Source organism: Mycobacterium sp. E787 (assembly GCF_001668725.1).
GTDB lineage: Bacteria > Actinomycetota > Actinomycetes > Mycobacteriales > Mycobacteriaceae > Mycobacterium.
The window spans coordinates 196,551-211,001 of the sequence record NZ_LZKL01000095.1; the positions used below are offsets into that span (position 1 = coordinate 196,551).

General features: G+C 68.5%; 12 protein-coding genes and 1 pseudogene. 7 read left to right on the top strand and 6 right to left on the bottom strand.

What is annotated here, in order from left to right; all coding sequences use genetic code 11:
- Positions 1-24: 24 nt before the first annotated feature.
- Together A5705_RS19615 and A5705_RS19620 are read left to right on the top strand one after the other, a co-directional pair.
- Positions 25-2,316, top strand: a complete 2,292-nt coding sequence (locus A5705_RS19615) for an ATP-dependent DNA ligase (RefSeq protein ID WP_067877817.1) — start codon at positions 25-27, stop codon at positions 2,314-2,316.
- A complete protein-coding gene (locus A5705_RS19620) occupies positions 2,313-4,250 on the top strand; it encodes a fumarylacetoacetate hydrolase family protein (protein ID WP_068279403.1) in 1,938 nt (645 codons plus the stop codon). The genes A5705_RS19615 and A5705_RS19620 overlap by 4 nt, the downstream gene beginning before the upstream one ends.
- Before the next feature lie 15 nt (positions 4,251-4,265).
- Here the strand turns inward: A5705_RS19620 and A5705_RS19625 are convergent, their stop codons facing one another.
- Complete coding sequence (locus A5705_RS19625) at positions 4,266-5,183, bottom strand: SAM-dependent methyltransferase (RefSeq protein WP_068279406.1); 918 nt, start codon at positions 5,181-5,183, stop codon at positions 4,266-4,268.
- Positions 5,184-5,257: 74 nt separating this feature from the next.
- Between A5705_RS19625 and A5705_RS19630 the strand changes: the two genes are divergently transcribed.
- Positions 5,258-6,064: an enoyl-CoA hydratase/isomerase family protein gene (locus A5705_RS19630; RefSeq protein ID WP_068279409.1), complete on the top strand. Its 807-nt coding sequence runs from the start codon at positions 5,258-5,260 to the stop codon at positions 6,062-6,064.
- A gap of 102 nt (positions 6,065-6,166) precedes the next feature.
- Here the strand turns inward: A5705_RS19630 and A5705_RS19635 are convergent, their stop codons facing one another.
- The 4 genes from A5705_RS19635 to A5705_RS19650 all read right to left on the bottom strand — a co-directional run bounded on the left by A5705_RS19635 (position 6,167) and on the right by A5705_RS19650 (position 10,442).
- Positions 6,167-7,033: an LLM class flavin-dependent oxidoreductase gene (locus A5705_RS19635; protein WP_068279413.1), complete on the bottom strand. Its 867-nt coding sequence runs from the start codon at positions 7,031-7,033 to the stop codon at positions 6,167-6,169.
- 106 nt (positions 7,034-7,139) lie between these two features.
- On the bottom strand, positions 7,140-7,913 hold the full coding sequence (locus A5705_RS19640; RefSeq protein WP_231964289.1) for an STAS domain-containing protein: 774 nt from the start codon (positions 7,911-7,913) through the stop codon (positions 7,140-7,142).
- Between the two features lie 442 nt (positions 7,914-8,355).
- A complete protein-coding gene (locus tag A5705_RS19645; protein ID WP_231982515.1) occupies positions 8,356-9,327 on the bottom strand; it encodes a DUF4873 domain-containing protein in 972 nt (323 codons plus the stop codon).
- A 209-nt stretch (positions 9,328-9,536) separates the two neighbouring features.
- Positions 9,537-10,442, bottom strand: a complete 906-nt coding sequence (locus tag A5705_RS19650) for a diiron oxygenase (protein WP_067877797.1) — start codon at positions 10,440-10,442, stop codon at positions 9,537-9,539.
- Positions 10,443-10,545: 103 nt separating this feature from the next.
- Between A5705_RS19650 and cobF the strand changes: the two genes are divergently transcribed.
- The 4 genes and pseudogenes from cobF to A5705_RS19665 all read left to right on the top strand — a co-directional run bounded on the left by cobF (position 10,546) and on the right by A5705_RS19665 (position 12,924).
- The gene (gene cobF, locus A5705_RS19655; protein ID WP_067877794.1) at positions 10,546-11,289 is read left to right on the top strand and encodes a precorrin-6A synthase (deacetylating); all 744 of its coding nucleotides are present in this window, start codon (positions 10,546-10,548) and stop codon (positions 11,287-11,289) included.
- Positions 11,290-11,294: 5 nt separating this feature from the next.
- Positions 11,295-11,537: pseudogene (locus A5705_RS28685) on the top strand (DNA-formamidopyrimidine glycosylase family protein); the annotation flags it as partial.
- Between the two features lie 162 nt (positions 11,538-11,699).
- Entirely contained in the window at positions 11,700-12,158 is a 459-nt protein-coding gene (locus A5705_RS28690) for a zinc finger domain-containing protein (protein WP_231964291.1), read from the top strand.
- Positions 12,159-12,174: 16 nt separating this feature from the next.
- Entirely contained in the window at positions 12,175-12,924 is a 750-nt protein-coding gene (locus A5705_RS19665) for an SDR family oxidoreductase (RefSeq protein ID WP_067877788.1), read from the top strand.
- 87 nt (positions 12,925-13,011) lie between these two features.
- Here the strand turns inward: A5705_RS19665 and A5705_RS19670 are convergent, their stop codons facing one another.
- On the bottom strand, positions 13,012-14,340 hold the full coding sequence (locus A5705_RS19670; RefSeq protein ID WP_068279421.1) for an oxygenase MpaB family protein: 1,329 nt from the start codon (positions 14,338-14,340) through the stop codon (positions 13,012-13,014).
- Positions 14,341-14,451 lie beyond the last annotated feature (111 nt).

The window sequence follows — 14,451 nt, forward strand, 5'->3', positions numbered from 1 at the left end:
CCCGAAAACAACTAGGTTGACGTTATGGCTGCAACGGCACCTGCGCGGGTCAAGCTGACCAACGCCGACAAGGTGCTGTATCCAGCGACGGGCACCACAAAAGGGGACGTCTTCGACTACTACACCGGCATCGCCGAGGTGATGCTGCCGCACATCGCCGGACGCGCGGCCACCCGCAAGCGCTGGCCCAACGGCGTCGAACAGGAGTCGTTCTTCGAGAAGCAACTGGCCTCCTCGGCGCCCGACTGGCTGCCGCGGGCCAGCGTCACCCACCGGTCCGGGACGACCACCTATCCGATCATCGACAGCCCTGACGCGCTGGCCTGGATCGCGCAGCAGGCCGCGCTGGAGGTGCACGTGCCGCAGTGGCGGTTCGTCGCCGAGTGGACCCGCAGCAGGGCCGAAGTGGGGGCACCTCCCGCTCGCGGGGGACTCAAGCCCGGCCCGGCAACGCGATTGGTGTTCGACCTCGATCCGGGCGAGGGCGTGACGATGACCCAGCTGTGCGAAGTGGCCCACGCCGTGCGGGAAATCATGACCGACATCGGCCTGACCCTTTTCCCGCTCACCAGCGGCAGCAAGGGGCTGCACCTGTATGCGCCGCTGGACAACCCGGCCAGCAGCAAGGGCGCCACGGTGTTGGCCAAACGGGTTGCCCAGCAACTGGAATCGACCATGCCCAAGTTGGTCACCGCGACGATGACCAAGAGCCTGCGCGCGGGCAAGGTGTTTGTCGACTGGAGCCAGAACAACGGCTCGAAGACCACCATCGCGCCGTACTCATTGCGCGGGCGCGAACAGCCGACCGTCGCGGCGCCCCGCACCTGGGAGGAGCTCGAAGACCCCGGACTGCGCCACCTGCGGTACGACGAGGTGCTCGACCGCGTCGCGCGCGACGGCGACCTGCTGGCGGCGCTGGATGCGGACGTGCCCGTCCGGGACCGGCTCAGCAAGTACCGCAGCATGCGGGATGCCTCGAAGACTCCCGAGCCGGTGCCCGCCTCGAAACCGGTTATCGGCCAAGGCAATACGTTCGTCATCCAGGAGCACCACGCCCGCCGGCTGCATTACGACTTTCGGCTGGAGCGCGACGGCGTGCTGGTGTCGTGGGCGGTGCCCAAGAACCTGCCCGAAACCACGTCGGTCAACCACCTGGCGGTGCACACCGAGGATCACCCGCTGGAATACGGCTCGTTCGAGGGCAACATCCCCAAGGGCGAATACGGCGCCGGCAAGGTCGTCATCTGGGACTCCGGCACCTACGACGCCGAGAAGTTTCTCGATGACGAGGTGATCGTCAACCTGCACGGCAACCGGATCTCCGGGCGCTACGCGCTGATTCAGACCAACGGCGACCAGTGGCTGGCGCACCGGATGAAGGATCAGCAGGTTTTCGACTTCGACTCCCTCACCCCGATGCTCGCCTCGGAGGGCTCGGTGGCCGGCCTCAAGGCCGGGCAGTGGGCATTCGAAGGCAAGTGGGACGGCTACCGGATCCTGGTCGAGGCCGATCACGGCGACCTGCGGGTACGGTCCCGGCGCGGCCGCGAAGTCACCAAGGAGTATCCCCAATTGCGTTCGCTGGCAGCCGATCTGGCCGATCATCACGTCGTGCTGGACGGCGAGGCCGTCATTCTGGACGAGCACGGGGTGCCCAGTTTCCACGAGATGCAGAACCGGGGCCGCGGGGCCCGCGTCGAGTACTGGGCGTTCGACCTGCTCTACCTCGACGGCCGCTCGCTGCTGCGGGCGCGCTACTCCGACCGGCGCAAGCTGCTGGAAACCCTTGCCGCCGCGGGCAATGTGATCGTTCCGGACCTGCTGCCCGGCGACGGCGCCGAGGCGCTGGAGCACTCACGCAAGCACGGCTGGGAGGGCGTGGTCGCGAAGAAGCGTGACGCAACCTATCAGCCGGGCCGACGTTCGGCCTCCTGGATCAAGGACAAGAACTGGAACACCCAGGAGGTCGTCATCGGCGGCTGGAAGGCCGGGGAAGGCGGCCGCACCAGCGGGATCGGCTCGCTGCTGATGGGCATCCCGACACCAGGCGGGCTGCGCTTCGCGGGACGGGTCGGCACCGGCTTCACCGAGCGCGACCTGGCGAAGCTGAAAAAGACGTTGGCGCCGCTGCACACCGACCGATCGCCGTTCGACCCTCCGTTGCCCAGGGCCGAGGCGCGGGGTGTGACCTACGTCGAGCCGGTCCTCGTCGGGGAGGTGCGCTACAGCGAGTGGACCCCGGATGACCGTTTGCGCCAATCGAGTTGGCGCGGGCTGCGGCCGGACAAGAATCCAAGTGAGGTGGTGCGCGAGTGAAGTGGGTGACCTTTCACGACGGTGACGGCGAACGCGCCGGCGTCCTGTCCGGCGATGAAATCCATGCGACACCGCCGGGCGTGACATTGCTCGACCTGATCGGTCGCGGCGCCGACGGGCTGCGCCGGGCCGGCGAGGAGGCGTTGCGGGCGCCGTCGGTGGTGGCGCGGCTCGACGAGGTGCGGTTGCTGGCGCCGATACCGCGGCCGCCGTCGATCCGGGACTCGCTGTGCTTCCTGGACCACATGCGCAACTGCCAGGCCGCCTTTGGTTCCGGCCGGGTGCTCGCCGACACCTGGTATCGCATCCCCGCCTTCTATTTCGCCTGCCCGGCAACGGTGCTGGGTCCGTACGACGACGCGCCGACCGCGCCCGGAAGCGCCTGGCAGGACTTCGAATTGGAGATCGCGGCGGTGATCGGCACGACCGGCAGGGACCTGACCGTCGAGGAGGCCGAACGCGCCGTCATCGGCTACACGATCTTCAACGACTGGTCCGCGCGGGACCTGCAGCAGCTGGAGGGCCAGCTCGCGATCGGGCAGGGCAAGGGCAAGGACAGCGGGGTGACGCTGGGCCCGTATCTGGTCACGCCCGACGAGCTGGAGCCGCACCGCCGGGACGGCAAGCTCGATCTGCAGGTGACCGCCCTGGTCAACGACGCCGTGATCGGATCCGGGTCGACCGCCCAGATGGACTGGACCTTCGGCGAAGTCATCTCCTACGTCTCGCGCGGAGTGACGCTGATCCCCGGCGACGTCATCGGCTCCGGCACCGTTCCGACCTGCACGCTCATCGAGCACCTGAATCCCGCTGCGCTGGAATCCTTTCCGGGTTGGCTGCGCGACGGGGACGTCGTCACCCTGCGGGTCGACGGCCTGGGGGAGACCCGGCAGACAGTCCGCGCCAGCGGCGCGCCGCACCCGCTGGCCGCCCGACCCAATCCGGACGCCGCACCCGCCCCGGTCCGCGTCAACCGCGCGCCGGCCAAGGTGCCCTACACCCGCGGGCTGCACGAGGTCGCCGACCGGGTGTGGGCGTGGACGCTACCCGACGGGGGCTACGGGTGGAGCAACGCCGGACTGGTGGCCGGCGACGGCGCGTCGCTGCTCGTCGACACGCTGTTCGACCTGCCGCTGACCCGCGAGATGCTCGCCGCGATGCGGCCCATCACCGACGGCGCTCCCATCACCGACGCCCTGATCACCCACTCCAACGGCGACCACACCCACGGCAACCAACTGCTCGACGCCTCGGTGCGCATCCTCGCCGCCCGGGGCACCGCCGACGAGATCGCGCACGGGATGGCGCCCGAGATGCTCGCCATGGTCCAGACCGCCAACCTCGGCCCCGTCGCCACGCCGTACGCGCGGGATCGCTTCGGGCACTTCGACTTCGGCGGCATCACGGTGCGCAACGCCGACCAGACGTTCGAGTACGAGCTGACGATCGACGTCGGCGGACGGCGGGTCGACATGCTCAACCTGGGGCCGGCGCACACCGCCGCGGACTCGGTGGTGCACGTGCCCGACGCGGGGGTGTTGTTCGGCGGCGACCTGCTCTTCATCGGCTGCACCCCGATCGTGTGGGCCGGACCGATCGCCAACTGGATCAGGGCTTGCGACGTGATGATCGCTCTGGACGCGCCGGTGGTGGTGCCCGGCCACGGACCGGTCACCGACCCGGACGGGATCCGCGCGGTCCGTGGCTATCTCGTGCACGTCGCCGCACACGCCGAGGCGGCCCATCGCAAAGGTCTGTCGTGGGCCGAGGCCGCCGACACCATCGACCTCGGGGAGTACGCGAGCTGGCTGGACGCCGAGCGGGTCGTGGTCAACGTCTACCAGCGCTACCGCGAACTGGACCCCGACACACCGCAATTGGAGGTCATGGCCCTGCTCGTGATGCAGGCCGAGTGGCTGGCCAAACGGTCCTGAAAAGCCCGCCGAGCGTCAGGCCCTGATCGCGCGCACGAAGGTGATCGTGGCCGCCGGGCTCTGCTGCGCGGCCTCTTCGAGTCGCGGCAGGCCGGCCGCGGCGAACAGGTCGGAGAGCGAGAACGTGGTGGTGTCCCAGCCGTCGGCATCCAGGTGCGCGGCGACGTCGGTGTGCTCGCCCGGGTAGGTCAGGGCGGCGATGTCCATGTCGAGCCCGTGGCGCCGCCAGCCTTCGGCCGTGCGCCGCGCCTCTTCCCGCGACCGCTCCGAACCGTCGTGGAGCGAGCCGAAGTCGGCGGCGAAGCGGCTGCCCTCGCTCGACAGCGGGGTGATGGAATCCAGCAGGCGCACCTCGGCATCGGGCGGGAGCCAGCCGATGAGCACGCCCTCGGCCAGCCACGCCGTGGGCTGGGCGGGGTCGAAGCCGGCCTCCTGCAGTGCCGCCGGCCAATCCTCGCGAAGATCGATGCCGATCGTGCGGAGTTCGGCGGTCGGGGCCGCGCCGACCGCCGACAGCGTCGCGGTCTTGAACGCGATCACCTCGGGCTGATCGATCTCATACACCGTCGTCCCGGCCGGCCATGCCAGTCGATACGGGCGGGCGTCCAGGCCGGATGCCACAATCACCACCTGGCGCACCCCCTCCCTGCCGGCCGCGGCGAAGTAGTCGTCGTAGAACCGGGCGCGGGCCGCGAACGTGTCGACCATCCGGGGAAACCCGACGTCCTTCTCGAGGTCCTCGGAATCGAGTTCGCCGCCGGCCAACTTGCTGAACACATCCAGGCCGACGGCGCGGACGAGCGGCTCAGCGTACTCGTCGGTGACGACCGGCTGCGGGCTGCGCGTCGCGGCGGCCCGCGCGGCGGCGACCATGGTGGCGGTGGCCCCGACGCTGGTCGCCAGGTCCCAGGTGTCCCCCTCGGCTCGTGGCATCGTCTCTCCTTCGTTAGGCGGCAGAACCACGGTATGCCCTCCCGGTAAAAACCCACGTCCCCTACGGTTTGAGCATGGCCGCAGTGGAATTCGAAGCTCTCGACGACGACATCGCCCGCATCACGCTGAACCGGCCGGAGCGCCTGAACGCGATCGACGGCTCGCTGATCGACGGCGTGGAGGACACCCTGGACACGCTCGGCGACGGGCAGTATCGGGTCGCGATCCTGACCGGCGCCGGCCGGGGATTTTGCGCCGGGGCCGATCTGAGCGGCACGGGCCAAGCCTGGACCAAGCCCAAATCGACCAGCCCGCCGTTCAAGGTCAACTACGACTCCCAGGTTCGCCTGGCCGATCTGTTCACCCGGATCTACGAGTTGCCGATCCCTGTGATCGCGGCGGTCAACGGCGTCGCCGTCGGCGGCGGGCTGGCGTTCACGCTCGTCAGCGACATCCGCGTCGCGTCCGAACAGGCCCGGTTCGGTTCGGTGTTCATCAAGGCCGGCTTCTCGTCGATGGACATGGGCACCAGCTACCTGCTGCCCAAGATCGTCGGCGCGGGCGTCGCCCGCGAACTCATGCTCACCGGCCGCATCATCGACGCCGCCGAGGCCTACCGGATCAAGCTGGTGCACGAGGTGGTGCCGGCCGACGACCTGATGCCGGCCGCGGTCAAGCTGGCCCGCTCGATCGCAGAGAACAACGCATATGGCGTGTGGCAGACCAAGATTGGGCTCAACGCGGCGCTCGACGCGCCGAGCCTGCGGCACGCCATCGAACTGGAGAACCGCACCCAGATCCTCAGCGGTTTCACCAACAATCCGGCCGAGGCGGCCAGGGCGCACATGGAGAAGCGGCCGCCCAAGTGGGACCCGCTGTGACGACCGTCAATGGCGGCGGCCCACTCCGCCCGGCTTGCGACCGGCTTGAACGATGCGACGACCCGCTGCGCCCGGCTTCGCCGCGCTGGCGATCGCCGCGGGTCAGACCTTCGCGATGACGTTCTCCGCGAACATCTCCAGATTGCGGATCTTGTTGTCCAGCGGCTCGGTGTCCTTGCCGGTGATGTAGGGGATGCGGAAGCCGACGATCACATCGGTGACGCCCTTGTCCTCGAGGCGCTTGACGCCGTCCACCGTGAAGCCGTCGACCGAGATCACGTGAATCTCGAACGGGCCGGTTCTGCCCTCTTCTTCGCGGAATCGCTGGAGCTTGGCGAGCAGCCCGTCGAGCTCCTCCGGGTCCCCGCCGCCGTGCATCCAGCCGTCCAGGCGTGCCGCGCGTCGCAGCGCGGCATCGGCGTGCCCGCCGATCAGGATGGGGATCGGCTTGGTAGGCGCCGGGGTCATCTTGGTTTTCGGGATGTCGTAGAACTCGCCGTGGAATTCGAAGTAGTCACCGGTGGTGAGGCCCTGGATGATCTCGATGCATTCGTCCATCCGCTTGCCGCGCTTGGCGAAAGGGACGCCCAGCAGCTCGTAGTCCTCGGGCCACGGACTGGTGCCGACGCCGAATCCCACCCGGTTGTCGGTCATGGCCGCGAGCGAACCGATCTGCTTGGCCACCAGCGCCGGTGGCCGGATGGGCAGCTTGAGGACGAAGAAGTTGAACCGCAGCGTCGAGGTCACCGCGCCCAACGCCGACGTCAGCACGAAGGTTTCGATGAACTCCTTGCCGTCGAGGAACTCGCGATTTCCGTCCGGGGTGTAGGGGTACTTCGAATCGGATTCGAAGGGGTAGGCGATGCTGTCGGCGATCGTCATGGCGTGGTAGCCGGCCGCCTCGGCCGCCTTGGCCAGCGGGATGTAGTAGCGAAAGTCCGTCATCGCCTCTGCGTAGGTGAACCGCACGTCATCTGCCTTTCCGGAGGGGCCGTCACACCAGATTAGAACGTGTTCTACTTCTACCCGGGCGAGGGTCCCCGGGCAAGGCGCTCACGCGGGATCGCCAGTCCGGCTAAAGCTGGTTCTCGGGCCCGATGACCGCCCACACCGTCTTGCCGGACGGCGTCGGGGTGCTGCCCCAGGCCCGCGACAACGCATCGACGATCGCCAGCCCGGAAACGTCGATGCCCTTGTCCGGCGACGGTAGGCGCAGGGCCGGTGTGCTGCTGCCGTCGGACACCGCGATGATCGCGGTCGTGCCATCGGTCTCGACCCGCATCATCGGCACGCTTCCGGTGTGTTCGAGCACGTTCTCGACGAACACGTTGACGACCACCAGCGCGACCGGGATGAGCGCGGACTGCGACCAGGCGGTGAGCCACTCGCGGACGAGCCGGCGGGACTCGCGCAGGCTGGTCAGGTTCGCCGGCAGTTCAGCATCGGCATGCCGCACGGTGCGGCTGGTGAGCCGGCCGAGCGCCTTCACCGCCCCCTTCTCGGACGCGTACACCGGCATGAAGCGGGCGAGCCCGCTGTGGGTGATCAGCTCTCGGGCGGCACGGTCTGCGCAGACGAGCACGATCGGAACGTCGGGCCGGGTGTGAACCTGCCAGCGCACGCCGACAAAGCTCGACCATGTCGACTCGGCGGGCACTTGAAGTTTGGAGACGTTGACGATCACGGCGGACGGCTGGTCGAGCGTGGCCTTCATGATCATGTCTCGAAGCGCCGCGGAGCTGCTGGCATCGAGCTCGCCCTCGACCGTGAGGAAGACGACCGACTCGTCGGTTCGTGTCGCCACAGCAAGCGAACTCGGGGACTCAGCTACCGCGCTCACCGCAGGCACCCCTTTCCCTCAAGGGTTTCATCCTCGCCGACCTCGACCTGCGAAACATAGCCACACGGGTGCGCGTGTCTCAATAGCGATTCAGGCGCACGAAATCCGAACTCGAAAGACGACGGACGCGACCCCGTAATGCGAGCTTCCGCTGCCATATCCCCGCTCCTGGAATTCCCACCCGGCTAATCGCCGGAGAACCCGCCCCCTCGGCGGCGCAAACAAGATGTGGCGACGCGCATCGGAGGCACGCCGATATCGCGCTCGCCCCACGTACCGACCGTTACCCCGCAGAACATGCCGTTCTCGTTCGCTCGCCTGCCGCAGCTCACACGCGCGGCGCGTGGCCAACCTCCCCTGTGCGATGAAAATTAGAATAAGGCGCTTACCCATACGTTGTCATCGGCAAACCTGTTAAGCGCCGCGTACAACAAGCGGTGCCGAATCCTCGTCAGCGCAACGCGTATGGCGGGTCGCCGACACCGGCGACCGTATGGGTGCCCCACGGGGTCAGCTCGACGATGCGCGCCGACGCGCTGCGCTCGCCGACCGTCAGCATCGCGGTTCTCGTCTCCATCAGCCCGGCCGCACCGAAGACCGTTCCCTGCCAGTGGTAGCGGCCGTCGATCGGGTCCAAATGGCCCGCGAGACGCACCCGCACCGGGTGCTCGGCCCCGGCTATCGTCAGCGTCGCCGAGCCCTCGTAGGTCGCATCGCTGCCGCCGGAGGTGATATCGAAGGCCGATGCCACCGGTTGCGGCTGGGCGGGGCGCAGGTAGGCGCGTTCGTTGAACACCTGGTAGCTGCTGCGCCGCACTTCGATGCGCCTGCCGGAGCCGTGTATCAGCAGGCCGACGCACTCGGCGACGTAGCGGGCCTGCGCCTCGACGTCGGGGCCGTCGACGAAGAAGTAGTTGGGCAGGCCGTGCACGGCCACCCCGAAGTAGGGCTCCGCGCCGTCGGCCCACACCTGCCGGGCCGTCACCCCGCCGGCGCCGACCAGCACCGTGTCCGGTGTGGCCGCGGGGACCGCGAACCCGGTGGCGTAGACGATGGTGTCGGCGCCGTGGTCGACCCCGTCTGCGGTCCGGATGCCCGAGGCGGTGACGGCGGTGACGGCCGATCCGGCGAGCGCAGGTAGCGGCTCGGCCCTCGCGGTCGGCCGGATGCGCCGGCCCAACCAGCGTTTGGCGCGCGTGGCCGGAAGCGGCAACTCGGGAACGATCCGACGCGGCGGGTGCGCGAACACGGTGACCGAGGCCGCCGATGCCGTCAGCCCCGGTAGGTGATGACCGGCGGTGGCGTCGGCGCCGAGGATCGCGACGCGCTTACCGCCCGGGCGGAAATCGGTCGGCCATTGCGCCGCGTGGAACGATTCGCCCGGGAACTCGTCGCGTCCCGGGATGTCGGGGAGCCACGGCACCTGCACCGGCCGGTAGGCGGCGACGACGACCCGCGCGCGGGTCGTCTCGGCATCGGCGGTCGTCAGCAGCCAGGTGTCGGTGCCGTCGTTGAACCGTGCGCCGAGGACGTCGCGGCCGAGCGTCACGACGTCGGCGACGCCCGCGCCCAGCAACGCGGCCCGCGCGCACCGTCCGCCGGGCCCCGCGCCGACGACGATGACGTCGTGGGTCACAAAAACCTGCTGCGCTTCCAGCCGCGGCGGGCCAGGGGACCCAGCAGGCCCACTTCGGTCAGAAACGCCGCCAGCGGAGCGAAGCCGGCAACCTGCATCTCGCGGCGGTGCGCGCTGGTGCGCGCGATCTTGCGGGCCCGCTTGGCGTCCAGCCCCACCCGCGCGTAGGGGATCGGGTTGCTGAACAGATAGTTGAAGAAGTATCCGCCCAGGCCGTTGATGTTGGCCATGAACCACCGGTTGAGCCGCGGCATCTCGGCCACCCGCTTGCGCGCGCCGTCCCGCGCGAACTGGATGTGGCGGGCCTCCTCGGTGACGTGAATCCGCATGAGGCGCTGGATGATCGGCTGCAATTCGGGGTCGTCCATCATCTGGCGCTGCAGCGAGTCGAAGATCTCCTCACCGATGAGGGCCGCCACCCACAGCATCGAGCCGCGCTGGAACGCCAGCGGCAGGGCGTTGATGATCCACCGGTGAAACAGCCTGGGCCGCACCGGTTTTGCGCCGATGCGCTCGATGGCCTTGCCGAACATGACCATGTGCCGGGTCTCGTCGCCCAGCTCGGTCAGCTTGTAATGCGTCGAGCGGCTGGTGGGGTCCTCGTGCAGGATCGTCCGCAACAGCGACTGGTTGAGCATGTTCTCGAACCAGATCCCGGCCGACAACGTGTTGACCAGTTCCTGGCGGGACAGGTCGATCTGCTGCTCGCGGGTCATCTCGTCCCACATCGGCGTGTTGTACAGCGACACCAGCCGCGGCGGCAGATAAAACTTGTCCGGGTCCAGCGGGGCGTCCCAGTCGATGTCGACGACGGGCTCGTAGGACTTCTTGACCGAGCCTTTCAGCAAACGGTCCGAGAACTCCTCACGGCTCGGGCCACTTGGCTTCACCACGGTCGTCATAGCGCTGGCGTCCCTTCATCGGGTGCTTCAGACGGTACCCATGGTACTGGGTACTTGGGGAGCCGACTAGGCCCTTCAGGTTTCGATTCGGTTGACTGGCGTCGTGGGTCGGCACATTCACGTGATCGGGATCGGCGCGGGCAACCCGGACTACCTGACGGTCCAGGCGATCGAGGCGCTCAACGCCACCGAGGTGTTCTTCGCGGTGGACAAGGGCGCGGCGAAGAGCGACCTGGTGGGCCTGCGGCGGGCGGTCTGCGCCCGGTTCATCCGGGAGCCCGGGTATCGCTTCGTCGAGCTGCCGGATCCCCCGCGCTCGACCGGGACCGACTACCGGGGGGCCGTGTCGGACTGGCATGCGGCGCGGGCGCGGGTCTGGGCCGCGGCAATTTCCGCGGAGCTGGGCCCCGACGGGGTGGGTGCGTTCCTCGCGTGGGGTGACCCGTCGCTGTACGACAGCACCCTGCGCATCCTGGGCGCCGTGGCGGCCGAAGTCGCGTTCACCTTCGACGTCATTCCCGGAATCACCGCGGTGCAGGCGCTGACGGCCCGGCACCGCATCCCGCTCAACGAGGTCGGCGAACCCGTCCTGATCACCACCGGCCGACGGCTCCGCGAGCACGGTTTGACCGGCCCCGCGGTCGTGATGCTCGACGGTGACTGCTCGTTTCAGGTGTGCCCGCCCGGCACCCGCATCTGGTGGGGCGCCTACCTGGGCACCGGCGACGAGCTGCTGGTGGCGGGGGCGGTCGGGGAGGTCGGGACGCGCATCACGGCGCTGCGGGCCGAGGCTCGCGCGCGGCACGGCTGGATCATGGACACCTATTTGCTCAGACCGGCAGACTGAAGGGCGTGCCCGAACTGCCCGAGATCGAAGCGCTGGTCGACCATTTGCGCCGCCACGCCGTCGGATCGACCGTCGGACGGGTCGACGTCGCCGCGCTGTCCGTGCTGAAGACGTTCTACCCGCCGATCAGCGCGCTGCACGGCCGGGCGGTGACGGGTGCCCACCGCTGGGGCAAGTACCTCGGGCTGCAAGCCGGGCAGCTGTACCTGATCGCCCACCTGTCGCGCGCGGGTTGGTTGCGCTGGTCCGACAAGCTGGCCGCGGCGCCGCTGCGCCCCGGCAAGGGCCCGATCGCCCTGCGCGTGCACCTGGGCACCCCAGGCGACGCGCCCGGCTTCGACCTCACCGAGGCGGGCACCCAGAAGCGGCTTGCGGTCTGGCTCGTCGACGACCCGCAGCTCGTCCCGGGCATCGCCGCCCTGGGTCCCGACGCGCTGGAGCTCGGCCCCCAAGACCTGGCCGGACTGCTGGCCGGCAACACCGGCCGGATCAAGACCGTCATCACCGACCAGAAGGTGATCGCGGGCATCGGCAACGCCTACAGCGACGAGATCCTGCACGTCGCGAAGATCTCGCCGTTCGCCACCGCGGGCAAGCTGACCGACGAACAGCTCACCGCCCTGCACGATGCGATGATCTCGGTCCTGACCGACGCGGTGAGCCGTTCCGTCGGGCAGGGCGCCGCGATGCTCAAGGGGGAGAAGCGCTCCGGCCTGCGGGTGCACGCCCGCACGGGGCTGCCCTGCCCGGTGTGCGGGGACACCGTGCGCGAGGTGTCTTTCGCGGACAAGTCTTTTCAGTACTGTCCGACGTGCCAGACCGGCGGCAAGGTGCTGGCCGACCGTCGGATGTCAAGGCTGCTGAAGTAGCCGATATGCTGCTCGGGTGACTCGCCAGAAGATCCTCATCACGGGAGCCAGTTCCGGCCTGGGCGCCGGGATGGCGCGCGTTTTCGCCGCCAAGGGCCGCGACCTTGCGCTGTGCGCCCGGCGCACCGACCGGCTGGACGAGCTCAAAGCCGAACTGTCGCAACAGTATCCAGGCATCAAGATCGCCGTGGCCGCGCTGGACGTGAACGACCACGAACAGGTGCCGAAAGTGTTCGCCGAACTCAGCGACGAACTCGGGGGCATCGACCGCGTCGTCGTCAACGCCGGCATCGGCAAGGGCGCGAAGCTGGGCTCCGGCAAGCTGTGGGCCAACAAGGCGACCCTGGAAACCAACCTGGTTGCCGCGCTGGTGCAGATCGAGACCGCGCTGGAGATGTTCACCAAGAGCGGTTCTGGTCATTTGGTGCTCATCTCATCGGTTCTCGGCAACAGGGGGGTGCCGGGCGTGAAGGCCGCCTACGCCGCGAGCAAGGCCGGTCTGAGTTCGCTGGGTGAATCCCTGCGCGCCGAATACGCCAAGGGCCCGATCAGGGTTTCGGTGATCGAGCCCGGCTATATCGAGTCGGAGATGACGGCCAAGTCGAACAGCACGATGTTGATGGTGGACAACGAGACTGGCGTCAACGCCATCGTCGCCGCCATGGAACGCGAGCCCGGCCGGGTGGCGGTGCCGTGGTGGCCATGGGCGCCGCTGGTGCAGGTGATGCGGGTGCTGCCGCCCTCGCTTACCAAGTGGTTCGCCTGAGGCCGCCGACCGTGATGCCCGCGAGCGTGCGTGTTTGTACGCGACACGCCGGGCGGGCGCGTACAACTGCGCACGCTCGCCACAAGGTCAATGCGGCACCGGCGTGTAATGCGCCGCGTCTGTGGTGAATTCGGGCCTGCCGTAGGTCGCCAGCCGGAGCTTGAGCAGCCCGATGACATAGGCGTCGGTGATCTCCCGGAGCACCGGGATGCGGCTGGCTTGGCTCACGGCGCTGAAACGCCCGAGGATGAAGGGCGCGGTGAGGGCGACGCATAACAGGTCCGTCGGCGCGAGCGACACGCCCATGGCCTCGGCGATCGCGCGGTCACCGTTGCAGAAGGTTCGCACGAAAGTGAGCTTGCTGAAACTCTTTTCGACGGCTTCGGCGCACCGGTCGAACAGGGTGGTGTCGGGGCGCAGGTAGGCCGCCATGGTGCCGCGGACGAGTTTTTGGCAGATGCTGTCGAATCCGTGGCGCAGCAGTGCGGAGCGCGCGTGCATGACGTGCATGATGTCGGCGGGTTCCGCGGGTAGCAGTTCCTCGGGCAGGCCGAGCAGAAAGCAGCGGTACCGGGCGAATTCGATGACGGCGCGTTCTTGCTTGGTGAACTTCGACCGGCCTTGCCGGCGCGCCTTGCGTGCCAACAGATACTGACCGATCATTCCCGCGGGCATCTGGTCGACCTGCGGCACCGGCATGCCGTAGACGGCGGTGTCCCACTTGTCGGACTTCTTCAGCGCGTTGTAGCGGACCATCGAGTGCATCAGCCGGACCATGGCGGCGGCCTCGAAGCCGGGGCCGTACCGGTCCAGCGCCCCGGGCAGCGTGGTGACGGCGAAGAAGCTGGCCGTCTCGTTGACCCGCCGGGCGGCCCGCTTGCCCGAAAGGGCGCCGGTCAGCGCCATCGGCAGCGCGGCGTAGGTGTTGGTGAAGGTCGCGATGAAGGCGCCGCGAGTGATGAAGGGGGCCAGCAGCGCCGCGGGAATCCGCTCCTGGCGAGCGCCCTCGCGTACCAGGTCGAAGTCGATCCACTCCGGCGTGGCCTCCATGGCGGCGATGAACGCGACGAGTTCGGGTGGCGCGTCGGGGACGGCCTCGACCCCGTCGCGGCAGGCCCTTTTGAGCATGTCGATCAGGTGCGTGACGCTGTGGGTGTTCATCAGTGCCGCATAGGGATCGGCGACGACGTCGCCGAGCAGCGTTGCCGTGCTGATCAATTCGAGGACGCGGTCGTCGTCCAGGATCGTGGCGCGGTCGGCGACCCAGGGCGGCAGGGCGGAATCGACGCCCGGCTCGGTGGCCAGGCGATCCGGCGGCCGGTCGAAGTCGAAGTCGCCGTAGAGGTCGGGCTGCAGATCGCGCTGGCTGCGGACGCGTCGCGCGAGTTCGGGATAGTACGTGGCCTTGGAGGTCACAAGCCGCCTTCCGCTAACTAACAGTTGGTGAGTAATACTCACAAGCTGTTAGTTATGCTGTCAAGCGTGGGTGTGTCATTGCCGTCGATGCCGTCCCATCCCAGGCGGCGC

What these genes read in the sequence shown, in the direction of transcription:
- A5705_RS19615 (WP_067877817.1), top strand. Translation starts at nt 25, where the DNA reads ATGGCTGCAACGGCACCTGCGCGGGTCAAGCTGACCAACGCCGACAAG.
- A5705_RS19625 (WP_068279406.1), bottom strand. Translation starts at nt 5,183, where the DNA reads ATGCCACGAGCCGAGGGGGACACCTGGGACCTGGCGACCAGCGTCGGG.
- A5705_RS19630 (WP_068279409.1), top strand. Translation starts at nt 5,258, where the DNA reads ATGGCCGCAGTGGAATTCGAAGCTCTCGACGACGACATCGCCCGCATC.
- A5705_RS19650 (WP_067877797.1), bottom strand. Translation starts at nt 10,442, where the DNA reads ATGACGACCGTGGTGAAGCCAAGTGGCCCGAGCCGTGAGGAGTTCTCG.